Annotated in this window: 25 protein-coding genes and 2 pseudogenes; 17 read left to right on the top strand and 10 right to left on the bottom strand. The window is 67.8% G+C overall.

What is annotated here, in order from left to right; all coding sequences use genetic code 11:
* From ASD47_RS23215 to ASD47_RS28350, 7 genes and pseudogenes are all read left to right on the top strand, one after another.
* Window positions 1–402: a DUF4259 domain-containing protein gene (locus tag ASD47_RS23215; protein WP_056761932.1), complete on the top strand. Its 402-nt coding sequence runs from the start codon at window positions 1–3 to the stop codon at window positions 400–402.
* Complete coding sequence (metH, locus tag ASD47_RS23210; protein ID WP_082564765.1) at window positions 399–3,068, top strand: methionine synthase; 2,670 nt, start codon at window positions 399–401, stop codon at window positions 3,066–3,068. The genes ASD47_RS23215 and metH overlap by 4 nt, the downstream gene beginning before the upstream one ends.
* A gap of 96 nt (window positions 3,069–3,164) precedes the next feature.
* Window positions 3,165–3,926, top strand: coding sequence for an NYN domain-containing protein (locus ASD47_RS23205; RefSeq protein ID WP_056761928.1), 762 nt, complete (start codon window positions 3,165–3,167; stop codon window positions 3,924–3,926).
* A gap of 185 nt (window positions 3,927–4,111) precedes the next feature.
* Window positions 4,112–4,339 carry an NAD(P)H-dependent oxidoreductase gene (locus tag ASD47_RS23200; RefSeq protein ID WP_056761927.1) on the top strand — a complete coding sequence of 76 codons (228 nt, stop codon included), beginning with the start codon at window positions 4,112–4,114 and terminating at the stop codon, window positions 4,337–4,339.
* 73 nt (window positions 4,340–4,412) lie between these two features.
* Entirely contained in the window at window positions 4,413–6,242 is a 1,830-nt protein-coding gene (locus ASD47_RS23195) for a DUF885 family protein (RefSeq protein WP_056761925.1), read from the top strand.
* Between the two features lie 288 nt (window positions 6,243–6,530).
* A complete protein-coding gene (locus tag ASD47_RS23190) occupies window positions 6,531–7,925 on the top strand; it encodes a GH1 family beta-glucosidase (protein WP_056761923.1) in 1,395 nt (464 codons plus the stop codon).
* Window positions 7,926–7,959: 34 nt separating this feature from the next.
* Window positions 7,960–8,048, top strand: a pseudogene (locus ASD47_RS28350) (hypothetical protein); the annotation flags it as partial.
* Window positions 8,049–8,077: 29 nt separating this feature from the next.
* Here the strand turns inward: ASD47_RS28350 and ASD47_RS23185 are convergent.
* On the bottom strand, window positions 8,078–8,971 hold the full coding sequence (locus tag ASD47_RS23185; protein WP_056761922.1) for a hypothetical protein: 894 nt from the start codon (window positions 8,969–8,971) through the stop codon (window positions 8,078–8,080).
* A gap of 367 nt (window positions 8,972–9,338) precedes the next feature.
* Between ASD47_RS23185 and ASD47_RS23180 the strand changes: the two genes are divergently transcribed.
* The 6 genes from ASD47_RS23180 (at window position 9,339) to ASD47_RS23155 (ending at window position 13,817) form a co-directional block, all read left to right on the top strand.
* Window positions 9,339–10,034 (top strand): DnaJ family molecular chaperone, encoded by a 696-nt coding sequence (locus ASD47_RS23180; protein ID WP_056761920.1) that lies wholly within the window; start codon window positions 9,339–9,341, stop codon window positions 10,032–10,034.
* Window positions 10,035–10,181: 147 nt separating this feature from the next.
* Entirely contained in the window at window positions 10,182–10,469 is a 288-nt protein-coding gene (locus ASD47_RS23175) for a hypothetical protein (RefSeq protein ID WP_056761918.1), read from the top strand.
* A gap of 24 nt (window positions 10,470–10,493) precedes the next feature.
* Window positions 10,494–10,886, top strand: a complete 393-nt coding sequence (locus ASD47_RS23170) for a hypothetical protein (RefSeq protein ID WP_056761916.1) — start codon at window positions 10,494–10,496, stop codon at window positions 10,884–10,886.
* A gap of 105 nt (window positions 10,887–10,991) precedes the next feature.
* A complete protein-coding gene (locus ASD47_RS23165) occupies window positions 10,992–11,282 on the top strand; it encodes a putative quinol monooxygenase (protein ID WP_056761915.1) in 291 nt (96 codons plus the stop codon).
* 5 nt (window positions 11,283–11,287) lie between these two features.
* Window positions 11,288–12,499, top strand: coding sequence for an acyl-CoA dehydrogenase family protein (locus tag ASD47_RS23160; protein WP_056761913.1), 1,212 nt, complete (start codon window positions 11,288–11,290; stop codon window positions 12,497–12,499).
* Window positions 12,500–12,725: 226 nt separating this feature from the next.
* Complete coding sequence (locus ASD47_RS23155) at window positions 12,726–13,817, top strand: NADH:flavin oxidoreductase (RefSeq protein WP_056761911.1); 1,092 nt, start codon at window positions 12,726–12,728, stop codon at window positions 13,815–13,817.
* Window positions 13,818–13,862: 45 nt separating this feature from the next.
* Here ASD47_RS23155 and ASD47_RS23150 read toward each other — a convergent pair whose 3' ends face one another.
* Together ASD47_RS23150 and ASD47_RS23145 are read right to left on the bottom strand one after the other, a co-directional pair.
* Window positions 13,863–14,654 carry an SDR family NAD(P)-dependent oxidoreductase gene (locus tag ASD47_RS23150; RefSeq protein ID WP_056761909.1) on the bottom strand — a complete coding sequence of 264 codons (792 nt, stop codon included), beginning with the start codon at window positions 14,652–14,654 and terminating at the stop codon, window positions 13,863–13,865.
* A 103-nt stretch (window positions 14,655–14,757) separates the two neighbouring features.
* Window positions 14,758–15,669, bottom strand: coding sequence for an SMP-30/gluconolactonase/LRE family protein (locus ASD47_RS23145; protein WP_056761908.1), 912 nt, complete (start codon window positions 15,667–15,669; stop codon window positions 14,758–14,760).
* A 70-nt stretch (window positions 15,670–15,739) separates the two neighbouring features.
* On the opposite strand from ASD47_RS23145, the pseudogene ASD47_RS27780 reads away from it, so the two are divergent.
* Window positions 15,740–15,858: pseudogene (locus tag ASD47_RS27780) on the top strand (hypothetical protein); the annotation flags it as partial.
* Between the two features lies 1 nt (window position 15,859).
* Here the strand turns inward: ASD47_RS27780 and ASD47_RS23140 are convergent.
* The 6 genes from ASD47_RS23140 to ASD47_RS23115 all read right to left on the bottom strand — a co-directional run bounded on the left by ASD47_RS23140 (window position 15,860) and on the right by ASD47_RS23115 (window position 19,796).
* Window positions 15,860–16,270, bottom strand: a complete 411-nt coding sequence (locus ASD47_RS23140) for a hypothetical protein (protein WP_235526131.1) — start codon at window positions 16,268–16,270, stop codon at window positions 15,860–15,862.
* Window positions 16,270–16,785, bottom strand: coding sequence for a dihydrofolate reductase (locus tag ASD47_RS23135; protein WP_056761906.1), 516 nt, complete (start codon window positions 16,783–16,785; stop codon window positions 16,270–16,272). Before ASD47_RS23135 ends, ASD47_RS23140 begins: the two co-directional genes overlap by 1 nt.
* 69 nt (window positions 16,786–16,854) lie before the next feature.
* Entirely contained in the window at window positions 16,855–17,283 is a 429-nt protein-coding gene (locus tag ASD47_RS23130) for a PaaI family thioesterase (RefSeq protein WP_056761904.1), read from the bottom strand.
* Window positions 17,280–18,122 carry a thymidylate synthase gene (locus tag ASD47_RS23125; protein ID WP_056761902.1) on the bottom strand — a complete coding sequence of 281 codons (843 nt, stop codon included), beginning with the start codon at window positions 18,120–18,122 and terminating at the stop codon, window positions 17,280–17,282. Before ASD47_RS23125 ends, ASD47_RS23130 begins: the two co-directional genes overlap by 4 nt.
* A 98-nt stretch (window positions 18,123–18,220) precedes the next feature.
* Window positions 18,221–19,171 carry an SH3 domain-containing protein gene (locus ASD47_RS23120; RefSeq protein ID WP_056761900.1) on the bottom strand — a complete coding sequence of 317 codons (951 nt, stop codon included), beginning with the start codon at window positions 19,169–19,171 and terminating at the stop codon, window positions 18,221–18,223.
* Between the two features lie 70 nt (window positions 19,172–19,241).
* The gene (locus tag ASD47_RS23115; RefSeq protein ID WP_056761898.1) at window positions 19,242–19,796 is read right to left on the bottom strand and encodes a DUF924 family protein; all 555 of its coding nucleotides are present in this window, start codon (window positions 19,794–19,796) and stop codon (window positions 19,242–19,244) included.
* Between the two features lie 134 nt (window positions 19,797–19,930).
* Between ASD47_RS23115 and ASD47_RS23110 the strand changes: the two genes are divergently transcribed.
* Window positions 19,931–20,866: an RcnB family protein gene (locus ASD47_RS23110; RefSeq protein ID WP_056761896.1), complete on the top strand. Its 936-nt coding sequence runs from the start codon at window positions 19,931–19,933 to the stop codon at window positions 20,864–20,866.
* A gap of 199 nt (window positions 20,867–21,065) precedes the next feature.
* Window positions 21,066–21,467 (top strand): DoxX family protein, encoded by a 402-nt coding sequence (locus ASD47_RS23105; protein WP_056761894.1) that lies wholly within the window; start codon window positions 21,066–21,068, stop codon window positions 21,465–21,467.
* Here ASD47_RS23105 and ASD47_RS23100 read toward each other — a convergent pair.
* On the bottom strand, window positions 21,464–22,399 hold the full coding sequence (locus tag ASD47_RS23100; RefSeq protein ID WP_056761893.1) for an NAD(P)H-dependent oxidoreductase: 936 nt from the start codon (window positions 22,397–22,399) through the stop codon (window positions 21,464–21,466). The two genes, ASD47_RS23105 and ASD47_RS23100, sit on opposite strands and share 4 nt — an antisense overlap.
* A 167-nt stretch (window positions 22,400–22,566) precedes the next feature.
* Between ASD47_RS23100 and ilvC the strand changes: the two genes are divergently transcribed.
* A complete protein-coding gene (ilvC, locus tag ASD47_RS23095) occupies window positions 22,567–23,586 on the top strand; it encodes a ketol-acid reductoisomerase (protein WP_056761892.1) in 1,020 nt (339 codons plus the stop codon).
* Window positions 23,587–23,627 lie beyond the last annotated feature (41 nt).

The following is a 23,627-nucleotide window of genomic DNA, read 5'->3' as shown; positions in this document are numbered from 1 at the left end:
ATGGGAACGTGGAATGAGGGGGCGTTCGACAACGACGACGCCAGCGACTTCATCGATGATCTGGCCGAGGCGCCCGACTGGCGCACGGTCATCCAGATGCTCGACCATGTCACGAAGAGCGCCGGCTATCTGGAAGCTCCAGAGGGGCAGATGGCGGTGGCCGCCGCCGCCATCGTCGCGGCGGCGGTCGGCGACGTCGCGATCCTGCCCGATGACCGACGTGACCTGAAGGCCGCCCTCGGCGCGCCGCCGCAAGGCGCGGTCGCCCTGGCCCGATCGGCCTTGGCGCGCGTTGTGGCTCCAGCCTCCGAACTCGACGAACTCTGGCAGGAGGGCGATGACCACGACGCATGGCTCACCCAGATCGCCGCCCTGCAAACGACCTTGAGCGCATCCCAATGAGACCCGTGTTCGTCAACATCGGTGAGCGCACCAACGTCACCGGATCGGCCAAGTTCAAGAAGCTGATCGTCGAGGGCGACTATGCCGCCGCCCTGTCGGTGGCGCGCCAGCAGGTCGAGGCGGGCGCCCAGGTCATCGACGTGAACATGGATGAGGGCCTGCTGGACTCCAAGCAGGCCATGGTCACCTTCCTGAACCTGATGGCGGCCGAGCCCGACATCGCCCGCGTGCCGGTGATGATCGACAGCTCCAAGTGGGAGGTGATCGAGGCCGGCCTGAAGTGCGTGCAGGGCAAGGCGATCGTCAACTCGATCTCGATGAAGGAAGGCGAAGAAAAGTTCATCGAGCAGGCCAGGCTGTGCCTGCGCTACGGCGCGGCCGTGGTGGTCATGGCCTTCGACGAGGTCGGCCAGGCCGACACCGCCGCCCGCAAGATCGAGATCTGCGAGAAGGCCTACGGCATCCTGGTCGACAAGGTGGGCTTCCCGCCGGAAGACATCATCTTCGATCCCAACATCTTCGCCGTGGCGACGGGGATCGAGGAGCACGACAACTACGCCGTCGACTTCATCGAGGGCACGCGCGAGATCAAGAAGCGCTGCCCTTACGCCCGCATCTCGGGCGGGGTGTCGAACGTGTCGTTCAGCTTCCGCGGCAACGAGCCGGTGCGCCGGGCGATCCACTCGGTGTTCCTGTACCACGCCATTGAGGCGGGCATGGACATGGGCATCGTCAACGCCGGCGACCTGCCCGTCTACGATACCCTGGATCCTGAACTGCGCGAGGCCGTCGAGGACGTGATCCTCAACCGTCCGCAGCGCACCAACGTCTCCAACACCGAGCGCCTGGTCGACATGGCCCCGCGCTACAAGGGCGACAAGAGCCAGGTCCAGACCGCCAACCTGGAATGGCGCAAGGGCACGGTGAACGAGCGCATCACCCACGCCCTGGTCAACGGCATCACCGACTATATCGACCAGGACACCGAGGAAGCCCGCCTGTCGGTCGAGCGGCCGCTGCACGTGATCGAAGGCCACCTGATGGACGGCATGAACGTGGTCGGCGACCTGTTCGGCTCGGGCAAGATGTTCCTGCCGCAGGTGGTCAAGTCGGCCCGCGTTATGAAGCAGGCCGTGGCCTGGCTGGAGCCGTTCATGGAAGCCGAGAAGGCCGGCAAGCCGCGCGAGCAGGCCGGCCGGATCCTGATGGCCACGGTCAAGGGCGACGTCCACGACATCGGCAAGAACATCGTCGGCGTCGTGCTGCAATGTAACAACTACGAGGTCATCGACCTGGGCGTGATGGTGCCCGCCGACCGCATCCTCGACGAAGCGCGCAAGCACAATGTCGACATGATCGGCCTGTCGGGCCTGATCACCCCGTCGCTGGACGAGATGGTGTTCGTGGCCTCGGAGATGGAGCGGCAGGGCTTCACCATGCCGCTGCTGATCGGCGGGGCCACCACCAGCCGCACCCACACGGCGGTCAAGATCGAGCCGGCCTATCGCAGCGGCTCGACCACCTATGTGCTGGACGCCAGCCGGGCCGTGGGCGTGGTCTCGGGCCTGCTGTCGGCCAGCGAACGCGACCGGCTGCAGGCCGAGACCCGGGCTGAATATGTCCGCATCCGCGAGCAGTACGCGCGCGGCCAGACGGTCAAGGCGCGCACCAAGATCGCCGACGCGCGCAAGCGCAAGTTCGCCATCGACTGGAACGGCTACACGCCGCCCAAGCCGGCCTTCATCGGCGCGCGCACGTTCGAGCCCTCGCTGGCCGAACTGGTCCCGTTCATCGACTGGTCGCCGTTCTTCGCCAGCTGGGAGCTGATCGGCCGTTTCCCGCAGATCCTGGAAGACGACGTGGTCGGCGAGGCCGCGACAGATCTCTATCGCGACGCTCGCGCCATGCTCGACAAGGTGGTGGCCGAGACGTGGTTCGAGGCCAAGGGCGTGGTCGGCTTCTGGCCGGCCCAGGCCGATGGCGACGACATCGTCCTTTACACCGACGAAAGCCGCTCGACCGAGCTGGCGCGTCTGTTCACCCTGCGCCAGCAGATGGACAAGTCCGAGGGCAAGGCCAACCTGGCCCTGGCCGACTTCGTCGCGCCGGTCGGCCAAGGGCCCGACTACATAGGGGGCTTCGCCGTCACCGCCGGCCATGGCGAGGACGAGATCGTCAAGCGCTTCAAGGACGCCGGCGACGACTACAGCGCCATCATGGCCTCGGCCCTGGCCGACCGCCTGGCCGAGGCCTTTGCCGAGTGGCTGCACTACAAGGCCCGCGTCGAACTATGGGGCTATGCGCCGGACGAGTCGCGTGACGTCGACGTGATGATCGCCGAGAAGTACCAGGGCATCCGCCCGGCCCCCGGCTATCCGGCCCAGCCCGACCACACCGAAAAGGGCACGCTGTTCAAGCTGCTGGACGCCGAGGCGGCCACCGGCATGATCCTGACCGAGAGCTACGCCATGAGCCCCGGCGCGGCGGTCTCAGGCTTCTATTTCAGTCATCCGCAGAGCCACTATTTCGGGGTCGGCAAGGTCGATCTCGACCAGGTCGAGGACTATGCCCGCCGCAAGGGCTGGGACGTGGCCCTGGCTGAGAAATGGCTGTCGCCGATCCTCAACTACGATCCGGCGGCGCGGGCGCGGGGGGAGGCGGCTTAGGGCCATAAAACGCTAACGCTGGCCGCGGGCGCCGCGCGAGCGACGCCACGCGACCTCCGGGTGTCCTATGCCTCACTTTGAGGTAACGTCGGCGCCATGGCTGACCAGCGCGCTCCTCGCCTTGCCGTGCTCATCGACGCGGACAACGCGTCTCCCCGCATCGCGCCGGGGCTGTTCCAGGAAATCGCCAAGATCGGGGAAGCCAGCCTCCGACGGATCTATGGCGACTTCTCGAGCCCGCGCCTGAAGGGATGGACGGACCTGCTGTCCGTCCACGCGATCATGCCCTACCAGAACTTCGCCCATACGCCGGGCAAGAACGCCTCGGACATCGCCCTGGTGATCGACGCCATGGACCTGCTGCACGGGGCCCGCTTCGACGGGTTCTGCCTGGTGTCGTCAGACAGCGACTTCACCAGGTTGGCGGCTCGCATTCGCGAGCAGGGCGTCGACGTCTACGGCTTTGGGGAACGCAAGACCCCGGAGAGCTTCCGGCAGGCCTGCAGCCGGTTCGTCTATACCGAGAACCTGCTGCCCGAAACTCTGGCGCCGGTATCGCCCGACCACGCGTCCACCACGCTCGTCTCGGCGCGTCAGTCGCCGACCGCGGCGGTCCCCCTGATCCGAACGGCCCTGGCCCAGTTGGATGTGGACGAGGGGGGCGGCTGGACGCCCTTGGGCCGGGTCGGCCAGCAACTTGCGATCCTCGCGCCCGATTTCGATCCGCGAACCTATGGTCAGGCCAAGCTGAGCGACCTCGTGACCAAGGTCGGCCTTTTCGAAATCCGAAACTCGGACGCCGGCGCCGTTCAGATCAGGACGAAGCCCACGCGGGGGGCGGGTGTCCGCAAGGCGTGAAGTCGGTGCGCCGAGGTTTGGTCGGGCGCCTGGGCTTGCCCTGTCCGGGGCGGCCTTGAGGCTCGACCAGCCTAGTCCAGCAAGCTGGTCAGCCTCATCGCCAGTTCCGGCGCCAGCAGCGCCGCCAGCTCCATGTCGGCGTCGAACGACCGAACCGATCGATAGCCCTGGTCCGTCGGGTCGCGGTGAACAATTACCCGCCGCGCTTCGCCTCGTCGCGTGGCGGTTATTACGGCGAGGGCGCCCCGACCGTCGGCCTCGACCATCAGGAGACCTATCTGAAGGGTCTGTTCGGCTTCCTGGGCGTCACCGACCTGCGTTTCATCCGCGCCGAGGGCGTGGCCCTGGGCGAAGAAGCCCGCGGCAAATCGCTGGAGGCGGCTCAGGGCGAGATTCTGAAGTTGGCGGCCTAGACGCATCGATCCCTCTCCCCTTGCGGGAGAGGGAAACCGCGCTAGGACTCTTCCCACCTCGGGGAGATCCAGCGTGAGTCAGCTCAATCGACGTGATGTTCTAGCGCTCGGTGCGGCCGCCGCTGCGGCGGGCGGCCCAGCCCTGGCCGCCGCCGCCCCCGGTGACGCCGCCGCCGAGGCCCTGCTGGCCCGGGTCGCCGAGGATCTGATGCGGGAATATCCGGAGAACGCTTCGGCCCTGGGGCTGGACAAGGACAGGCGCGCGGCCCTGAAGTCCAGCCTGACCGACCGTTCGCTGGCGGGCCGGGGCAGGCTGGCCGCCGCCGCCAGGGCCCGCGTCGCCCGGATGAAGGCGGTCGACCGCAAGGGGCTGAGCCCGGCGGCCGCCCTCGACCTCGGCGTCGTCCAGACCGCCCACGAACTGGCCGTCGAGGGGTTCGATTTCCCCTATGGCGACGCCATCGGCCTGTCTTCGCAGTGGTCCTATCGCAACGCGCCCTATGTGGTGGCCCAGAACACCGGGGCGTTCGTCGAGACGCCCGACTTTCTCGACAGCCAGCACGCGGTGGCCAACGCCGCCGACGTCGAGTCCTACCTCCACCGTCTGGAGCTCTACGCCGTCCAGTTGGACGGTGAGACGGCGCGCCTGAGGCATGACGGCGCATTGGGTGTGGTCGCCCCCGACTTCTTGCTGGACAAGACCCTGAAGCAACAGAAGGGCGCCCGCGCCCAGCCCGTCGCCGATTGGGGCTTGGTCACCTCGCTGGCCCGCAAGGCCAAGGACGTCCCGGGCGACCACGCGCGCCGCGCCGCCGCCATCGTAGAGGGCAAGATCGCCCCGGCCATGGACCGCCAGATCGCCGAACTGGCCGCCCATCGCGCCAAGGCGACCGCCGACGCGGGGGCGTGGAAGCTGCCGGACGGCGGCGCCTATTACGCCTGGGCGCTGCGGGCCGGCACCACCAGCCGCCTGACGCCCGACGAGGTCCACCAGATGGGCAAAGAGCAGCTGAAGGCGCTGTTCGCGCGCATGGACACCCTGCTGAAGGCCCAGGGCCTGACCCAGGGCAGCGTCGGCGCACGGATGAAGGCCCTGGGCGAGGACCCCAAGAACCTGTTCCCCAACACCGACGAGGGCCGGGCCCAGATCCTGGCCTATCTGAACGGCCGGGTGGCCGACATCCGCACCCGCCTGCCACGCGCCTTCGCCACGATGGTTCCAGGCAACCTGGTCATCAAGCGCGTGCCGGTCGAGATCCAGGACGGCGCGCCCGGCGGCTATGCGGCGGCGGGCTCGATCGACGGCACGGTTCCCGGCAACTACTACATCAACCTGCGCGACACGGGCATGTGGCCGCGCTACGGCCTGCCGACCCTGACCTATCACGAGGGCCTGCCCGGCCACATCTGGCAGGGCGAGTACACCTACAAGCTGCCGCTGGTCCGCTCGCTGCTGGCCTTCAACGCCTATTCGGAGGGCTGGGCCCTCTACGCGGAACAACTGGCCGACGAGCTGGGCGTCTATGACGGCGATCCGCTGGGCCAGCTGGGCTACCTGCAGTCCATCGCCTTCCGCGCCTGCCGCCTGGTGGTCGACACCGGCATTCACGCCAAGCGCTGGACCCGCGACCAGGCGATCGACTGGTTCGTGACCACCAACGGCTCGACCCGCCAGGAAGTGCAGGGCGAGGTCGACCGCTACTGCGCCTGGCCGGGCCAGGCCTGCGGCTACAAGGTCGGCCACAGCGAGATCGTGCGCTTGCGGAGCAAGGCCCAGGCCGCGCTGGGGCCGCGCTTCGACCTGCGCACCTTCGACGATGCGGTGGTGATGGGCGGCAACGTCCCGCTGACCCAGTTGGAGGGCGTGATCGACGCTTACGTGAAGGGCAAGCGGACAACCTGAGCTCCCTCAAATCCTACTCATCCCGGCGAATGCCGGGACCCAGATCCCTTGACGGCATGGCTGATCGGAAGAGCTCCGCGCTCGCGGCGTCGGCCTCACAGCTAGTCCATCTAGGTCCCGGCATTCGCTGGGGGGCGGAAGGCCGGATGCGCCGAGCCCCCTAGCCAAAGCTCGCGCTTTGCGTTCATCCTGACCTTGCACGGAGGCGCTCGACCTCCGGTGGGGCAGGGGGCGAAGGTGGACAACGGCATCAGCCGGAGGGCGCTGGGCGCGCTCGCGGCGGGGGGCATGGCCAGTCTGGGCCTGGGCGGCTGCGACCGCGTCGGACCGACGGAGGCGACGATCCGATCGCGTCAGTTCCCTAAGGACTTCGTCTGGGGCGTGGCGACGGCGGCCTTCCAGACCGAGGGCTCGCCCGTCGCCGACGGCCGCGGACCAAGCATCTGGGACACCTTCGAAAGGCAGCCGGGCCGGATCAAGGACGGCTCGAACGCCGACGTCGCGACCGACAGCTATCGGCGTTACGCCGAGGACGTCGACCTGATCGCCGGGGCGGGCCTGAAGGCCTTCCGGTTCTCGATCGCCTGGTCGCGGGTGCTGCCCACCGGGGCGGGGACGGTCAACGCCGCGGGTCTGGACCATTACGAGCGCCTGGTCGACGCTTGCCTCGCCAAGGGGGTCACGCCCTACGCCACCCTGTTCCACTGGGACCTGCCCCAGGCCCTGCAGGACAAAGGCGGCTGGAGCGCGCGCGACACCGCCAAGAGCTTCGCCGAATACGCCGCGGCCGTGGCCGGACGGCTGGGCGACCGGCTCAAGCATGTCATCACCCTGAACGAGCCGGCCGTGCACGCGGTGTTCGGCCATGTGCTGGGCGAGCAGGCGCCGGGGCTGAAGGACATCGCCCTGCTGGGGCCGACCACCCACCACATGAACCTGGGTCAAGGCCTGGCGATCCAGGCCCTGCGCGCCGGGGGCGGCGACCTGCGGATCGGCACGACCCAGGCGCTACAGCCGTGCCGCGCGTCGGGCGGGCCGCTGGCGTTCTGGAATCGCCCCGCCGCCGACGGCCTGGACGCTCTGTGGAACCGAGCCTGGCTAGATCCGCTGCTGAAGGGGACCTACCCGGCGCTGATGGACGAGTTCCTCGAGGGCCACGTCCGCGACGGGGACCTGAAGCTTATCCGCCAGCCGATCGACTTTCTGGGGGTCAACTACTACGCCCCCGCCTATGTGAAGCTGGACATGGCCAGTCCCAGCCACATCGCGGTCGGGTCGCCGCCGAGGGGCGCCGAGCTGGACGCCTTCGGCCGGCAGATCGATCCGTCAGGCCTGGCCGAGGTGCTGGAGATGGTGCGCCGCGACTATGGCAATCCGCCGGTGCTGATCACCGAGAACGGCTGCTCGGACGCGTTCGGCGATGGTCCGGCGGTGATCGACGACGGCTTCCGCTGTCAGTACCTCCGCCGCCACCTGGAGGCGGTGAAGAGCGCCATGGAGGCCGGGTCGCAGGTCGGCGGCTATTTCACCTGGACCCTGATCGACAACTGGGAATGGGACATCGGCTACACAGCGAAGTTCGGCCTGGTGGCCATGGACCGCGCGACCGGGGTGCGGACGCCCAAGACGTCGTACGGATGGTTCAAGGGCGTGGCGACGACAGGATTGCTGCCGCCGGCGTAGAGGCGATCGGGGCGGATCGACCTTCGGTTCCGGGATCAGGAACCTTGTCCTTCGACAGGCTGAGGATGAGGTTTTCTTGCCGTCGAGCCTGGTCCTCATCCTGAGCTTGTCGAAGGACGAGGACCACGCGGTGCCTTGAATGTCGATCCGCTTCAGTCCGCCTTGCAGATCAGCACGTTCTTGCCGCCGCGCTTGGCCGGGACCAGGCTGCCGGCGCAGGGCTTGGGATCGTTCGGGTCGATGATGATCTCGCCCTTGGCGGCGATCGGCATGGCGGCGGGCTTGGCGCCGATCGGCGGCAAAGCGGTCGCGGTCTTCTTGGCGGCTGGCTTGGTCGTAGGCTTCGCCACGGCCGGCGTTGCGACCGGAGCCGGGGCTGCAGGAGTCTCGGCCGGCGCAGCTTCCGCGACCGACGGCGGAGGCGCTTCGGGTTCGCTCGCGGGCGCGGCGGTTTCGGCGGCGGTGGGCGCGGGCTCCGGAGCCTTGGTCTCCTCAACGGGGGGCGCGGCGTCCTTCTTGACGTTGTAGTTCAGGGCCTGGCCGAACAGGTTGGACTTGGTCTCAAGCGTCTTGGCGCGGGTGTCGCAGTCGCTGGGCGGGCTCCAGCTCATCCACACCTGGGCCAGGCGGGCCTTGTCGATCTGGTCGGCGCCGGTCCAGACCGAGTGGCCCTTCTTGATCGCCGCCGCGCCATATTCCGAAATCGGGCGGGGGCTGGCCTTCTCAGCCGCGACGATCGCCGAGCGATAGGTCGCCAGGTCCTTCTTGGCCTGGGCGCGCATCGCCGGATATTCCTTCATGGCCGCGTTGAAGCCGTCGGGGCCGGGGAAGGTCTTCTCGATGCGGGTCACCTCCGGCATCACCTTGTCGTACAGCTCGACATAACCGCCCAGCGCGCCGTAGCACCAGCCGACATAGCCGTAGTCGTCGGTCGGGGCAGTCGCGGCGGGCTGGGTGCGGGGCGGGGGAGCCGAAGCGGTCGGCGCGGTGGACACCGGAGCGTCCTGGGCGATCAGGGCCAGGGCGAGAAGGAAGGCGGTCGCCATGCGGGCGGAGGTCCTCTTGTAGGGCGTCGCTCAGAGAGTCGGTCGCGTTCGAATAGAGCATTTCCGGCCCGTTTGAGACCAGAACGTGGCGCCGGATGTTTTGCACCGCGGTCGACCAAGCGTCGCCATAACGGTTGGATCGGCGAAAGCGCTCCCGCTTGCGGCAAAGATTCCTGTGCGTGGCCAAGCGTCGCGTGAGTCGCAACGGTCTCTGCACGTTACAAAGTTTCAATGTGCGCCGCAGCAAGCAGCGGGTGGGGACATGGCGTTTTTGTGCTAGAAGGCAAAACGGGAGCGTGATCCGTTGAGAGGCGGGGGACGTGTCCGCCGTCATCACTCCGCCACGCTTCTGGACTTTCGTCACGGCATGACCTTCTGGCGTAACATCGCAACTCTCGCCGCGCGCCGGCTGGACATGGCCGAGTGCCAGGAGTGTCCGCCGGGTCTGCCTGGTCAGGACCCGGCCTTCTCGACCGCGGTCACGGCGCTGGGCGCGAAGCTGGCCAAGGCCGACGGCTCGGCCGACGGCGACGAATACGCCGCCTTCGCCGAGGTGTTCCACCCGGCCCCCGAGTCAGAGAACAATATCCACCGCCTGTACGACCTGGCCCGCCAAACGACGCATGGCTTCGAGAGCTACGCCAAGCGGCTGGCCAAGCGCTACCGCACCTGCCCGCAGATCCTCGAGGACGTACTGGACGGCCTGTTCCACATCGCCAAGGCCGACGGGGCGGTGACTCAGGACGAACTGAGCTATCTGGAACGGGTGGCCGACCTGTTCGGCATGTCGCCGCTCTCGTTCCGCCGCCTGACGGCCACCCACGTCGGCACGGGCCCGGACGACCCCTATCGCATCCTCGACGTGCCGGCCGACGCCGACGACGCGGTGGTGCACTCGGCCTGGCGCGCGGCGATGTCGGAGGCTCACCCCGACCGCGCCCGGGCCCGCGGCTTGCCGCTGGAGTTCATCGAGGTGGCCGAGGCCAAGTCGGCGGCGATCAACGCGGCCTTCAGCACGGTGATGCGCGAACGGCGCGAATTGGCGGGTCTCGGCGCCAACTAGGGCGTCGCGCGGCTCGCCCAAGGCCGACAATTCGCCATGGTTAGCGCCGAATTCATTTTACGGAACGATCCGCCGGGTGTTCAGTTGACGTTCAGGACTGGCGCCCCATCTTGATTCATAAGGCGGGGCACGCCTGCGAGGACGACCATGGAGACAGGCAAGGCTACCGGTATCGCTTGGCGCAGCCTGGTGACGCTCGCCGGCGCCGTGGCGACCTCGATCGCCGTCGCCGCCGCCGCGGTGATCGCGGTGGTGTTCGCCGCCACCCTGGTGGTGATCGGCTTTATGGCCACCGCCTTGCTCGGCCTCGCCGCCTTCGCGTTCCGTGGCCGCCACGCGCCCGCCGCCGCTGCCAGCGGCGACCCCGGCCTGATCGAGGCCCGTCACATGGGCGGCCATTCGTGGGTGGCCTATGGCTGGAACGAGCGGCGCTGATCTCGCGCCGCCGTCTAGAGTTCCATGCGACAACCTGATTTCAGCGTTGACGGCTGGAGCCTCGAAGACGGCGAAGACTATCATCGCCGTGCGCCGGCGACGTTTCCCATTCCAGACTTGGCGGTGCGCCAGATCCTTCAGCCCGGCGACTTCGCCAAGCTGATCTTCAGAATCGCCGTCGACAGCGCCGAGGAGCCCGAGGCTTTCGAACGAATGTGGGTCATCGTGCGGGAGCGAACGCCAGGCGGCTATCTCGGCATGCTCGACAACGAACCATCGGCGATCCAGCAGAACAGTGAATTTTGGGAAGGCAGCGAACTGCCTTTCGAACCCAGGCATATCATCGCGGTCCAGCAGGCCAGCGCCGAAAGCCGACGTCTGGCGAGTCGACCGGCGCCGATCCCGTGGGCCCGTTAGCTCCGCCCTGGCGACCAAGCTCAGCAAGCCCCTTGCCCTTCGCCGCCGCTTCCCCGACACTGCGTTCAAACAAGTGTTTGGCCGGCAAGGCCTCGGGAGGACGACATGATCGGCGTGGTGGCGGTGCTGAAGGTGCAGCCGGACAAGACGGCGGACTTCGAAAAGGTCTTCCTCGACCTGCAGAACAGGGTGAAAGCCAACGAGCCGGGCTGCCTCGTCTATCAGCTGACTCGCAGCCGGACCGAGGCCGGAACCTACAAGGTGCTGGAGCTCTACGCCTCACAGAACGCCCTTAAGCATCACGGCGGGACCGATTATTTCAAGGCCGCCGGCGCGGCCATGGGGCCGCTCATGGCCGACCGGCCCGAGATCGAATATCTCGACGCGGTGGAGTAGGGGCCTTGGATCTCGCCTTCTCGCCCGAGGATCTGGCCTTCCAGCGCGAAGTCCGCGACTGGATCGCCACGGCCTATGACGACGACCTGCGCCGCAAGATGGCGCAGTCGAAGAACGGCTACCTGGACAAGGCCGGTCAGGTGAAGTGGCAGAAGAAACTGTTCGAGCGCGGCTGGGTCGCGCCGGACTGGCCAGTCGAGCTGGGCGGGGCGGGCTTCACGCCGTCGCAGCGCTACATCTTCAACATGGAGATGTCGCTGGCCGGCACGCCGCATCCCTCTCCGATGGGGCTGAAGATGTGCGCGCCGGTGGTCATGGCCTTCGGCACGCCCGAGCAGAAGGCCCAGCACCTGCCGCCGATCCTGTCGTCCGACACCTGGTGGTGCCAGGGCTATTCCGAACCCGGTTCGGGCTCGGACCTGGCCAGCCTGCAGATGAAAGTCGAGCGGGACGGCGACGACTACGTGCTGAACGGCTCGAAGATCTGGACCACCCACGCCCAGTGGGCCGACTGGATGTTCTGCCTGGTGCGCACTTCGAGCGCGGGCAAGCCGCAGGAGGGCATCAGCTTCCTGCTGCTGCCGATGACCCTGCCGGGCATCCAGATCAAGCCGCTGCCCACCCTGGACGGTCCGGCCGAGGGCGAGCAGGAGATCAACCAGGTCTTCTTCGACAATGTCCGCGTGCCGGTCGCCAATCGCATCGGCGAGGAGAACAAGGGCTGGACCTACGCCAAGTACCTGCTGGAGTTCGAGCGCGGCAACGCCTATGCGCCCGGGCTGATGCACATGCTGCGCAAGGTCAAGAAGATCGCGGCCCTGGAGCGATCCGATGCCGGCGGGGCGCTGATCGACGATCCCGATTTCCGCGCCCGGATCGCCGAGCTGGAGATCGCCGTGGAGTCGCTGAACGCCACCGAGCTGCGGGTGTTTTCCGGGCGCGGGGCCGGCAAGGCGGTGGGGCCGGCCTCGTCGATGCTGAAGCTGGCCGGATCGGAAACCCAGCAGGCGATCACCGAACTGGCCCTCGAGGCGGTGGGGACCTACGCCGCGCCGTTCGTGCGCGACACCTGGGCGACGACCAATGACGGCCGCGCGGGTCCGGACCATGCCGGCCCCGTCGCCCCGTCCTACTTCAACTACCGCAAGACCACGATCTATGCGGGGTCCAGCGAGATCCAGAAGAACATCATCACCAAGCTGGTGTTGGGTTTGTGAGGGTCGGCCATGTCGGTCCTCCCCCTGTGGGGGAGGTGTCGGCGCAGCCGACGGAGGGGGAGTGATCGGCAGGCTGCCACGACCTGGATCGCGATCCAAGAGCTCCCCCCACCGATCGCTTCGCGATCACCTCCCCCACAGGGGGAGGGCCTTAGTTTTTCTCTATCGTCTTTAAACGCAACCCACCCTTATAACCGCTGCTAACCTAGCCCTTTCGGAGCCGCCCATGGCCCTCGACGCCCTGTTCAAGCCGTTCGAATTCAAGTCGCTGAAGCTGCCGAACCGGGTGGTGATGGCCCCCATGACCCGGTCGTTCTCGCCCGGCGGCGTGGCCACTGACGAGGTCGCCGCCTATTACCGTCGGCGCGCCGAGAACCAGGTCGGGTTGATCGTCACCGAAGGCACCGGGGTGGCCCGGCCGGCCTCGCTGAACGACGCCAACATCCCGCGCTTCCATGGCGAGAAGGAGCTGGCGGCCTGGAAGAAGGTGGTCGACGAGGTCCACGCGGCCGGCGGCCTGATCGCCCCGCAACTGTGGCACGTGGGTTCGGCCAAGGGCAAGGACGTGCTGGGCAAGATCGATAGCCCCTCGGGCCTGTCCAAGCCCGGCGGCAATCCCTTTACCGAGCCGATGACAGATGAGGAGGTGGCCGACACCATCGCCGCCTTCGCCAGCGCCGCCGCCAACGCCAAGGCCCTCGGCTTCGACGCCGTCGAGCTACATGGCGCCCATGGCTACCTGATCGACCAGTTTTTCTGGAACGGCACCAATGTGCGCGGCGACGCCTTCGGCGGTCCTGGCATCGCCGAGCGCAGCAAGTTCGCCGCCGAGATCCTCAAGGCCGTCCGCGCCGCCGTCGGCCCCGACTATCCGGTGATCATCCGTCTGTCGCAGTGGAAGCAGCAGGACTACGCGGTCAAAAACGCCGAGACCCCCCAGCTGCTGGAAGCCTGGCTGCAGCCCCTGGCCGACGCCGGCGCCGACATCTTCCACTGTTCGCAACGCCGGTTCTGGGAGCCGGAGTTCGAGGGCAGCGACCTGAACTTCGCGGGCTGGGCCAAGAAGCTCACCGGCGCCCCGACCATCACCGTCGGCTCGGTGGGCCTGTCGGGCGAGTTCATCGCGGCGTTCGGCGGCGAAGGCAGCCAGCCCGCCTCGATCGACGGCCTGCTTGAGCGCCTGGAGCGCGACGAGTTCGACCTCGTCGGCGTCGGTCGCGCCATCCTGCAGGATCCCGAGTGGGTGGTGAAGATCCGCGACGGCCGCGAGGACGAGTTGAAGAGCTTCGAGCGCTCGGCGCTGGGGGTGCTGTACTAGAACAAAGTTTTCCCTCCCTCTCGTGGGGAGGGAAGGGACAAATAGCTAAGCGATCGTCGTGACCAGTCCGCCCTCGGCCTTCAGCGAAGCGCCGTTGGTGGCCGCCGAAAGCGGGCTGGCGACATAGGCGACCAGGCTGGCGATCTCCTGCGGTTCGATCATCCGTTGCAGCAGGGACGACGAGCGGTGCTTGGTGAAGAACTCGGCCTCGTGCTCCTCGGGCGAGGCGTCCGGATTGCTGGACACGCTCTTTAGGAAGTCGGCGATGGCTGCCGCGCGGGTCGGACCGGGCAGGACCGAATTGACCGTCACGCCCGTGCCCTTGGTCTGCTGGGCCATGCCGCGCGCGACCGCCAGCTGGGCGCTCTTGGTCATGCCGTAGTGGACCATCTCGCCAGGGATCGCGAGGCCGGACTCGCTGGAGATGAAGATCACCCGGCCCCAGTCGCGCTCCAGCATGCCGGGGAAGTAGCCGCGCGACAGCCGCACGCCGCTCATCACATTGACCTCGAACAGATGCAGCCAGTCCTCGTCCGAAATGTCGACGAAGGCCTTCATCTCATAGATGCCCAGGTTGTTGACCAGGATGTCGACGGCTGGAACCGCCTCCAGGATCGCGGCCGCGCCGTCGGCGGTGGCGGCGTCGGCCAATACGCCTTCGATCTTCTCGCCGCCGGAGGCCCGGATGTCCGCGACCGCCGCGTCCAGCCTGTCCTGGGCCCGGCCGGTGACGAACACCTTGGCGCCCTCCACGGCGAGGGCGCGGGCGATCTCCAGGCCGATGCCGGCCGTCGAGCCGGTCACCAGGGCGGTCTTGTCGTTCAGTTTGAGGTCCATCGCCGGGCTCCATGGTCGGGGAGCCAAAAATGGGCCCGCCGCGGCCCGAAACTAAATCAAGGCCAGAACCTGGACTTGTGAATTCCGGTCACAAAAGACGGCTTCACGCCTTGAAGTTCAGTTTCAATCCCGGCCGGGGCCATCGGGCCTTGTATAGCTTGCCGGTCCCCGAAGCGGTGATCCAGGCGTCGCGCATGTCGGTTCCACCGAAGCAGATATTGGTCACGATCACGTCGGGCACGGCGTAGTGCTCGGTCGTCCCATCGGGCGAGAAGGCGGTGACGCCGCCGTTGATGATCGTCGCCACGCAGACCCTGCCGTCGGCCTCGACCGCCAGGCTGTCCAGCAGCTGGTAGCCCGGCAGGTTGCAGATCACGTTTCCCGGCTGCAGCGGCGCGGGATCGGCCAGCACGCCGGGCTCGACCACGTCGAACGACCACAGCCGGCCCAGCAGGGTGTCGGCCATGTAGACGGTCTTCTCGTCGGGCGAAAGGCCCACGCCGTTGGGCGAGATGAGGTGGTCACGCCAGCGGGTGATCTTCGAGCCATCGGGCAGGGCGTAGTAGAGCGCGCCGTATTTCCGGCCGTCTGGCGTGCTGCAGCCGTGGTCGGTGAACCAGAAGCCGCCCTGCCGATCGAAGACCAGGTCGTTGGGGCCCACCAGCCGTTTGCCGTCGCATTCGGTGTAGAGGGTGGTCACCGCGCCCGTCGCCAGATCGACCCGCTGGATCGAGCCGCCCGTGTGCGTGGGCGGGGTGGGGCCGGGCACGTTGAGGCCGCCGATGTCGATGAACTGGAAGCTGCCGCCGTTGTTGGCGACATAGATCGCGCCATCCGGACCGATGGCCGCGCCGTTGGGGCCGCCGGGGACCTCGGCCACCGTCTCCTTGCCCCCGTCGGAACGCACCCGGGTCAGGACCTGGCCCTGCATCTCGACGAGGATCACCGAGCCGTCGACCATGGCGATCGGGCCCTCAGGGAATTGCAGACCCTCGGCGAGGAGTTCCAGTTCCATGCGTCTCTCCCGGCATCTGCGCCTCTCGCGGGCGGGTTGTGGGAGTAAACGGGCGTTTGAACGGCGCGGCAAGCGCCTTGCGTCCTTCGAGGCTCGCCTACGGCTCGCACCTCAGGATGAGGAATTCAGTGCAACGGACGTCCTCTTCCTGAGGCGCCCGCGAAGGGGGCCTCGAAGGACGCACGGCGCTTCAGTTCAGATCGTAGAGCTCGTAGGCGATCAGGCCGCCGTCACTGCCCAGGAAGGCGCGGCCGTGGGCCGAGCGCACCAGGGCCTCGCGGTCCACCCACTTGGGCGTGGCGTCCGAGGCGTCCGCGCCCTGGGTCGCGCAGGGGACAATGAGGCGCACCGATTGGCGCGGCCTGAAGCGCTTGCCCCGCTCGGCCCGGATGGCTCGGCCGAACACCCGGCAACTGGCGACCTCGCCGCCGTCCAGCGGCCGCACCCTGACCACGTTGAACACCACCACGTCGGTGGCCGCCGCCCGCGCCAGGCTGTCGCCCTGGCCCAGGCCGATGTCGGCCCTGGCGGCGTCGGCCATGCCCACGGAAAGGGCGAGGCTGCAGAGAAGGCCGGTCATGGCGCGGGGACGGGCGGTCATCATCGACGCTCCAGGACACGGAAGACAAAGGCGTGGTCGTCGTCAGGACCGGCGGGATGCTCCTCGCGACGCACCTCGGTCCAGGCCGCCTCGTCGAAGGCGGGAAAGCTGACGTCGCCCTGAACCTCGGCCTGGACCTCGGTCAGGTACAGCCGCTTGGCCTTGGGCAGGGCGGTCTCGAACAGGGCGCGGCCGCCGATCACGCAGACTTCATCGACGCCGTCCTCGGCCGCCTGTTCCTTGGCCATCTGCACGGCCTCCAGGAAGCTCTCGCAGACCACGGCCTGGGGCGGCTCGAACGAACCGTCGCGCGACAGCACGATGTTCATCCGCCCCGGCAGGGGCTTGCGCGGCAGGCTGTCCCAGGTCTTGCGTCCCATGATCACCGGCTTGCCCATCGTACAGGCCTTGAAGATCGCCAAGTCGGATTTCAGCCGCCATGGCAGGTCGTTGTCCCGGCCGATGACGCCGTTGAGGGAGCGAGCCACTGGGCCGACGGTCAGGATAACGGACATGGGACAAGTTTACCCTGCGTCGGGCGCTGCGGCCACCGCTCTGTCGGATTTGCGACGCCGGCGGACGGTTCAGCCGCCGAAAGGGACGACAATCTGCTGGGCGCCGGCCCGGGCGATCAGTTCGCCGTCGGGACGGCGGAAGTCGGCCTCGACATGGATCATGCCCCTGGTCCGGGCGACCACCCGGCCTTCGATCGCCAGAACCTCGGCCTTACCCACACGGATGAAGTCGATCTTCAGGTTGCTGGTGCGGAACATCGCGTCGGCGGGGGCGACGGTCATGGCCGTGAAGGCCAGGATTTGGTCGGCCAAGGCGGCGATGTAGCCGCCGAACAGCGAGCCGTCGCTGTTGAGCAGCTCCGGGGCCGGCGTCCAGGTCTTGCGGACCCAGCCCTCGCCCCAGTCGTCCAGGCCGCCGAGCCTCAGGGTCTGGACGACGGGCGGGAAAACAACCTCGCCGCCCTTGATCTGGTCGAGCCGGTCGGTAGCCCAGGTCAAACCGCGACCGCGGCCTTGATGTGCGGGTGGGCCTCGTAGCCTTCCAACTGGAAGTCCTCGTATTCGAAGGTGAACAGGTCGCGCTTGTCGGCCATCTTCAGGGTGGGGAAGGGCTTGGGCTCGCGCTGAATCTGCTCGCGGGCCTGGTCCAGGTGGTTGAGGTAAAGGTGGGCGTCGCCGAAGGTGTGGACGAACTCGCCGGGCTCCAGCCCCACCACCTGGGCGACCATCATGGTCAGCAGGGCGTAGGAAGCGATGTTGAACGGCACGCCCAGGAAGACGTCGGCGCTGCGCTGGTAGAGCTGGCAGCTCAGTTTTCCATCGGCGACGAAGAACTGGAACAGGCAGTGGCAGGGCGGCAGGGCCATGTCCTCGACATCGGCCGGGTTCCAGGCGCTGACGATGTGGCGGCGGCTGTTGGGATTGGTCTTCAGGCCCTCGACGAGGTTGGCGATCTGGTCGATGGACTGGCCGTTCGGCGCGGCCCACGAGCGCCATTGCTTGCCGTAGACGGGCCCCAGGTCGCCGTTCTCGTCGGCCCACTCGTCCCAGATCTTGCAGCCGTTGTCCTGCAGGTACTTCACGTTGGTGTCGCCGCGCAGGAACCACAGCAGCTCGACGATGATCGAGCGCAGGTGCAGCTTCTTGGTGGTCAGGACCGGGAAGCCCTTCGACAGGTCGAAGCGGATCTGCCGGCCGAACACGCCCAGGGTGCCGGTGCCGGTGCGGTCGCCGCGCTGGACGCCGTTCGCGAGGATGTCAGCGAGCAGGTTCAGGTATTGCCGCTCGGGATGGTTGGCGGCGGCGGGATCGGCGTGGACGGGCGCGTGGGCGTTCATGGGGCCACTGTCCTACGCGAATCGTCGGGATGGCCAATCACAAAAACGCCCCGCTCGAGGACTCGGGCGGGGCGTCTTGTCGCGGGTCGTTCGCTGGCCTACCGCGCCGGCTCCAGGCCGGTGTTCAGCACCCAGCCGACATTGTCGTTCTCGTCGGCCACTTCCCACCACAGGCCGTTCTTGGTCCCGGTGGGGTAGACGATGGCGCCGGCGGGCAGGGCGCGGATCAGCTTGCCGCCGGCCGCGGCCGTGGCGCGCATGTTGGTCACGCGCGTGGCCACGAAGGTCTTGGACGGCGCGTCCGCCGCGGCCGTGGTCGTCGTCGACAGCAAGCCCAGGTCGGTGACCAGCTTGGTGTAGCTGTTGATGAACGACAGGGTGATGATCCGGCCGATCTCGGTGTCCTCGTAGCCGCCGCCGACAGCGCCGCCGAAGCCCCAGCCGCCGCCCGCGCCCCAGCCGATGTCGTTCTTGGCCGCGTAGCCCTCCTGAACGGCCACCGTCTCGGTGGTGCGCACGTTGGTCAGCGACAGGACGGTGTTGGCTTCCAGCTTCTTGGTCTTGATGCCGCCGACCAGGCCGCCGACGCGACCGCCGATCAGGCCGCCGATGGCGCCGGCCACCGCGCCGCCGCCGGCGTTGCCGTCGCTGGCCTGGACCTCGGCCACCAGGACGTAGTCGGCGGCCTTGACCTGCCCCTGGCCGACGTTGGAGCCACGCTGCAGGCCCAGATTGCCGCCGATGTTGCGCTCGATCTGGGCGGCGTTGAGCCCCGCGCCGCGGTCGACCAGATTGAAGCAGCCCGACTTCTGGACCATGGCCTTCAGCAGCTTCTGCGGCGAGGCCAGATTGTACTGCATCCAGCCGCGCGTATCGTCGCCGTCCATGATCGACAGGGTGCCCAGCTTGCGGGCGCAGTGGGGGATCTCGGCGACGGCCTGGGTCTGGAGCTTCTGGGCGTTGCTCGGTTTGGCCTGGGCTAAGGCCAGGCTCGGCGCGAGGATCGACAGCGTGAGGCCGGCCGTGAGCAGGCCCGATAGCAGTTTCATGATGTGCTCCAGTAATCCCAGACTTCGAGCGCCAACCTTAGCTTGCGCGAAGGGCGCGGCCAAGCTCGCGTCAGCCCGCGAAGCCGCCTTCGTCCAGGAAAGCCTGCTCGGCCGACGTCGTGCTTCGGCCCAGGGCCTTGTTTCGGTGGGGGAAGCGGCCGAAGCGGGCGATGATGTCCCGGTGGGCGATGGCCCATTTCAGACTGTCGGCGTCGCCGGTGTCCTTCAGCAGCCCCTCGAACAGGGCGATGCTGGTTTCCTGGTCGGCCAGGGATTCGGAGTGCTCGTAGGGCAGGTAAAAGAAAGGCCGCAGTTCGGCCGCGACGGCCTTGTCGTGGCCGGCGGCCACCGCGGCGGCGGCGATGGCGCGGGCTTTGCCGTCGGTGGCGAAGGCGTGGCCGCTGTCGCGGTAGAGGTTGCGGGGGAACTGGTCCAGCAGGATCACCAGCGCCAGGGCGCCCTGCGCCTCGGCGGCCCAGGCGTCGTACTTGCCACGGGCGGCGGCCAGGTGGACGGGCTCGAACTTCAATCGGATGGCGTCGTCGAAGGCGTCGGACTTGGCGAACCATTTTTCGGGACCGGCGGCGGCCCAGAAGCCCAGTACGTCCTGTGGTCTGGCGGTCATGGCGGATCCCCCTTTTTGGACAATCTTGGATAGGCGGAGTCGTTCAAACAAGGTTCATGGAGCAAGGCCGACACTTCAATACAAGGGATGAGCGACGGGGTCAGCACGAGGCCCCTTGGAGCACTTGGAAAGACATGAAACGTCTGATCACGACGGCGATGATCCTGTCGCTGCTGGGCGGGGCCGCGGCGGAAGCCGCCGGCGCCGGGCAGGACCGCCCGGATCGTCGCGGCGAACGCGGCGCCGAGGGCGGCGGCTGGCGTCAGCGGCAACAACAGCAACAGCAGCAGCCCCAGGCTCAGGCGCCCCAGGCTCAACCGCAACAGCAGCCTTCGGGCGGCGGCGATCGCGGCGCCTGGCGTCAGTCGCGCGGGGAACGCGGCGACCGGGGCGATCGCGGTGGTCGTCCCGACTGGAACGGCGGCGCCCGGCCGGCGCCCGAGGCCCAGCAGCCCCAGCAACCGGCGCCGGCGCCGCAGCCCCGCAATCCGCGGGAAGGCTGGCAAGACCGGGGCGGCCGCGACGGCCGTTGGGATCGTGGCGACCAGAACCGTGGCGACCAGAACCGCGGCGATCAAAATCGGGGTGACCAAGGCCGCGATGATCAAAATCGCGGCGACCGGAACCGCGGCGACCGGAACTGGAGCGATCGCGGTGATCGTGGCGACCGCAATGGCGGCTGGGACCGGGGTCCCGGACGTGGCGACCAGGGCCGCCCCGGCCAGGGACGCCCCGACTGGGGCCGGCCGGGCCACGACGGCCACTGGCGCGACCGTGACAACGACCGCCAGCGCTACGACCAGCGCCGCTACCGGCCATCCTATCGCGCCACCCAGCGCTATCGCGTCCCGGCCTATCGCTATCCACGCGGATTCTATGCGCGCCGCTGGTCGTTCGGCGACTACCTGCCGGGCGGCTGGTACGGCTCGTCCTACTATCTGGACGCCTGGCGCTACGGCCTGCCGTATCCGCCGATCGGCTGCGAGTGGGTGCGGGTCGGGGACGACGCCGTGCTGGTCGACGTCTGGAGCGGCCAGGTGCTGAGCGTCTACTACGACCTGTTCTGGTAGGCTTGGCCGCCTCTTGAAGAAGCCCGGGCGGATCGCCGATCCGCCCGGGCTTTGTCGTTTCCAGCGTCGGCATCTCGGTCCGAGCTTCGACGGTGAAGTTTTTCGAGGGGGACTTGTCGGGTCGCGGGCCGCGGGATCGTCCTCGGGGCAATGGCGCAACGCCTTGCCCGCCGCGCGACGGCTTCGAAAGGAAACGACGATGTTGAAAGCTTCGCCCATGGTCTGGACGGGACGCGTCCTGACCGGTCTGTTCGCCCTGTTCATGCTGGGCGCATCGGTCCTGCCGAAACTGGCCGGCATGCCGGTCGCGACCGAAACCCTGACGGCGCTGGGCTGGAAGGCCGACTACGTCCTGATGATCGGGATCATGGAACTGGCCTTCGTCGCGCTCTACCTGTTTCCGCGCACGGCCGTGCTGGGCGCGGTCCTGATGACCGGCCTGCTGGGCGGCGCCATGGCGACCCAGGTTCGGGTCGAGAACCCACTGTTCAGCCACGAACTGTTCTCGATCTACCTGGGCCTGTTCATGTGGGGCGGCCTGTGGCTGCGCGACCCGGGGCTGCGGGCGCTGTTTCCCTGGCGCGCGGCGGCCAACGCCTAGACGTTCGTGGTCGACTTCGCCGCCCGCTCGTCTTCCTTGGTCGCCACGATCCCCTTGAGCGCCACGTGGGTGATGAAGGCATCGACCCAGGCGTCGAACTCGGCGACGTGGTCGGTCTCGGCCATCATGTCGTCGGCCTGGTCGTCGGCGTAGGGCTTGCCCTCGCCGAACACGCCGGCGGTCCACAGGCGGTCGGGGACCTCGATCCCGCTGTAGCGGCACTGCCAGACCAGACCCTGATAGGCCAGGCGCTCGTCCTGGTACGGCTCCTGGCCCGGGTCGAACCAGTCCTTGCGTTGGACCAGTTGGGGCCGGCCGTCCTCGCCGAGCTCGTTGGCCCCGCCGTCGCAATAGGTGAAGAACGCGGCTGTGCGCCCCTCCAGGTGGTTCCTCGTCAGCCGCCGCCACTGGGGCGAGCGCTCCAGGGCCTGGGCCTTCAGCGTGTCCTTCTTGTCGATCAGGTCGGGACGCGGATTGCCGCCGGCCGCGCAGACCAGGCGGTCGAACATCAGCTTGAAGTTGGTGGAAGGGCCGTACCAGTTGGTGGGGCCGATGAAAGCCCAGGCGTCGGCCCGGGCCAGGCGGCCATAGAGGTCCAGGTCCCACATCAGGTCGGGTTGGGTGGTGCTGCGCGGGCCGTAGCAATTGCAGGGCCAGACGCAGAGCGCCATCGACGAGCTGACGCAGGCGTTGCAGGCCTGGATCTTCGGCCTGCCGTGCTGGTTGCCCAGGTCCTCCGTGTCGATCTGCCACGCGGCGGGCAGGCGAGCGGCCATCCGCAGCATCAGGGCGCGGGCCTTGGAATCCAGGCCCGGGCAGCTGTTGTGGCGTCGCTGTGAGCCCGCCACCACCAGCACCCGCAGGGCGCGGTCCTCGGTCGGCCGGGGAGCGATCGTCGGGGCGTGTTCGGATGCTTCTTCAAGGCTGGCCATGGCGGGGAAACGCTCTAGCGTCTAAAACGTCGCCACAGAGGCTTTCCGGCCACAACGTTCTGTCGTCGTCGCCTTGACGAAACGGCAAAAAAACGCTCAAACGCCCGGCCTTTGTCGCTCCGCCGTTGCGCGGGGTGGCCATATTGACCAAGTCCTGGAGAAAAAACATGCGCGTCTATTATGATCGCGACGCCGACCTCGCCCGCATCCTGGACAAGAAGATCGCGATCGTAGGCTATGGTTCGCAAGGTCACGCGCATGCCCTCAACCTTCGGGACTCGGGCGCCACCAACGTCGCCGTCGCCCTGCGCGCCGGCTCGCCGACCGCCAAGAAGGCCGAGGGTGAAGGCCTGAAGGTCATGACCGTGGCGGAAGCCGCGGCCTGGGCCGACCTGCTGATGATCCTGGCGCCCGACGAGCATCAGGCCGCCATCTACAAGAACGACATCGCGCCCAACATCCGCGACGGCGCGGCCCTGCTGTTCGCCCACGGCCTGAACGTCCATTTCGGCTTGATCGAGCCCAAGGACACCATCGACGTGCTGATGGTCGCCCCCAAGGGCCCCGGCCACACCGTGCGCGGCGAGTACCAGAAGGGCGGCGGCGTGCCCTGCCTGATCGCGGTGCACCACAACGCCACCGGCAACGCCCTCGACCTGGGCCTGGCCTACGCCAGCGCCATCGGCGGCGGTCGCTCGGGCATCATCGAGACCAACTTCCGCGAGGAATGCGAAACCGACCTGTTCGGCGAGCAGGCCGTCCTCTGCGGCGGCACGGTCGAACTGGTCCGCGCGGGCTTCGAAGTGCTGGTGGAAGCCGGCTACGCGCCGGAAATGGCCTATTTCGAGTGCCTGCACGAGCTGAAGCTGATCGTCGACCTGATGTATGAAGGCGGCATCGCCAACATGAACTACTCGATCAGCAACACGGCCGAGTATGGCGAGTACGTCACCGGCCCGCGCATCATCACGCCGGAAACCAAGGCTGAGATGAAGCGGGTGCTGGACGACATCCAGTCGGGCAAGTTCGTTCGCGACTTCATGTTGGAGAACCAAGTCGGCCAGCCGAGCTTCAAGGCGACCCGTCGCCGCTCGGCCGAGCACCAGATCGAGGAAGTCGGTGGCCGCCTGCGCGCCATGATGCCCTGGATTGCCAAGAACAAGCTGGTGGACGTAGCCAAGAACTAGGCCTTCGCTCCATCGCTGAACCGACGAACGGCGGGCTCGCA

Origin of the sequence: Caulobacter sp. Root1472, assembly GCF_001426985.1 — a bacterium.
GTDB lineage: Bacteria > Pseudomonadota > Alphaproteobacteria > Caulobacterales > Caulobacteraceae > Caulobacter > Caulobacter rhizosphaerae.
This window is presented reverse-complemented; position numbering and strand designations above follow the sequence as displayed.

Excerpts from the sequence above, each read along its gene's own strand:
- ASD47_RS23215 (WP_056761932.1), top strand. The coding sequence starts at position 1 with ATGGGAACGTGGAATGAGGGGGCGTTCGACAACGACGACGCCAGCGAC.
- metH (WP_082564765.1), top strand. The coding sequence starts at position 399 with ATGAGACCCGTGTTCGTCAACATCGGTGAGCGCACCAACGTCACCGGA.
- ASD47_RS23205 (WP_056761928.1), top strand. The coding sequence starts at position 3,165 with ATGGCTGACCAGCGCGCTCCTCGCCTTGCCGTGCTCATCGACGCGGAC.
- ASD47_RS23190 (WP_056761923.1), top strand. The coding sequence starts at position 6,531 with ATGGCCAGTCTGGGCCTGGGCGGCTGCGACCGCGTCGGACCGACGGAG.
- ASD47_RS23185 (WP_056761922.1), bottom strand. The coding sequence starts at position 8,971 with ATGGCGACCGCCTTCCTTCTCGCCCTGGCCCTGATCGCCCAGGACGCT.
- ASD47_RS23180 (WP_056761920.1), top strand. The coding sequence starts at position 9,339 with ATGACCTTCTGGCGTAACATCGCAACTCTCGCCGCGCGCCGGCTGGAC.
- ASD47_RS23175 (WP_056761918.1), top strand. The coding sequence starts at position 10,182 with ATGGAGACAGGCAAGGCTACCGGTATCGCTTGGCGCAGCCTGGTGACG.
- ASD47_RS23170 (WP_056761916.1), top strand. The coding sequence starts at position 10,494 with ATGCGACAACCTGATTTCAGCGTTGACGGCTGGAGCCTCGAAGACGGC.
- ASD47_RS23165 (WP_056761915.1), top strand. The coding sequence starts at position 10,992 with ATGATCGGCGTGGTGGCGGTGCTGAAGGTGCAGCCGGACAAGACGGCG.
- ASD47_RS23155 (WP_056761911.1), top strand. The coding sequence starts at position 12,726 with ATGGCCCTCGACGCCCTGTTCAAGCCGTTCGAATTCAAGTCGCTGAAG.
- ASD47_RS23150 (WP_056761909.1), bottom strand. The coding sequence starts at position 14,654 with ATGGACCTCAAACTGAACGACAAGACCGCCCTGGTGACCGGCTCGACG.
- ASD47_RS23145 (WP_056761908.1), bottom strand. The coding sequence starts at position 15,669 with ATGGAACTGGAACTCCTCGCCGAGGGTCTGCAATTCCCTGAGGGCCCG.
- ASD47_RS23140 (WP_235526131.1), bottom strand. The coding sequence starts at position 16,270 with ATGACCGCCCGTCCCCGCGCCATGACCGGCCTTCTCTGCAGCCTCGCC.
- ASD47_RS23135 (WP_056761906.1), bottom strand. The coding sequence starts at position 16,785 with ATGTCCGTTATCCTGACCGTCGGCCCAGTGGCTCGCTCCCTCAACGGC.
- ASD47_RS23125 (WP_056761902.1), bottom strand. The coding sequence starts at position 18,122 with ATGAACGCCCACGCGCCCGTCCACGCCGATCCCGCCGCCGCCAACCAT.
- ASD47_RS23120 (WP_056761900.1), bottom strand. The coding sequence starts at position 19,171 with ATGAAACTGCTATCGGGCCTGCTCACGGCCGGCCTCACGCTGTCGATC.
- ASD47_RS23115 (WP_056761898.1), bottom strand. The coding sequence starts at position 19,796 with ATGACCGCCAGACCACAGGACGTACTGGGCTTCTGGGCCGCCGCCGGT.
- ASD47_RS23110 (WP_056761896.1), top strand. The coding sequence starts at position 19,931 with ATGAAACGTCTGATCACGACGGCGATGATCCTGTCGCTGCTGGGCGGG.
- ASD47_RS23105 (WP_056761894.1), top strand. The coding sequence starts at position 21,066 with ATGTTGAAAGCTTCGCCCATGGTCTGGACGGGACGCGTCCTGACCGGT.
- ASD47_RS23100 (WP_056761893.1), bottom strand. The coding sequence starts at position 22,399 with ATGGCCAGCCTTGAAGAAGCATCCGAACACGCCCCGACGATCGCTCCC.
- ilvC (WP_056761892.1), top strand. The coding sequence starts at position 22,567 with ATGCGCGTCTATTATGATCGCGACGCCGACCTCGCCCGCATCCTGGAC.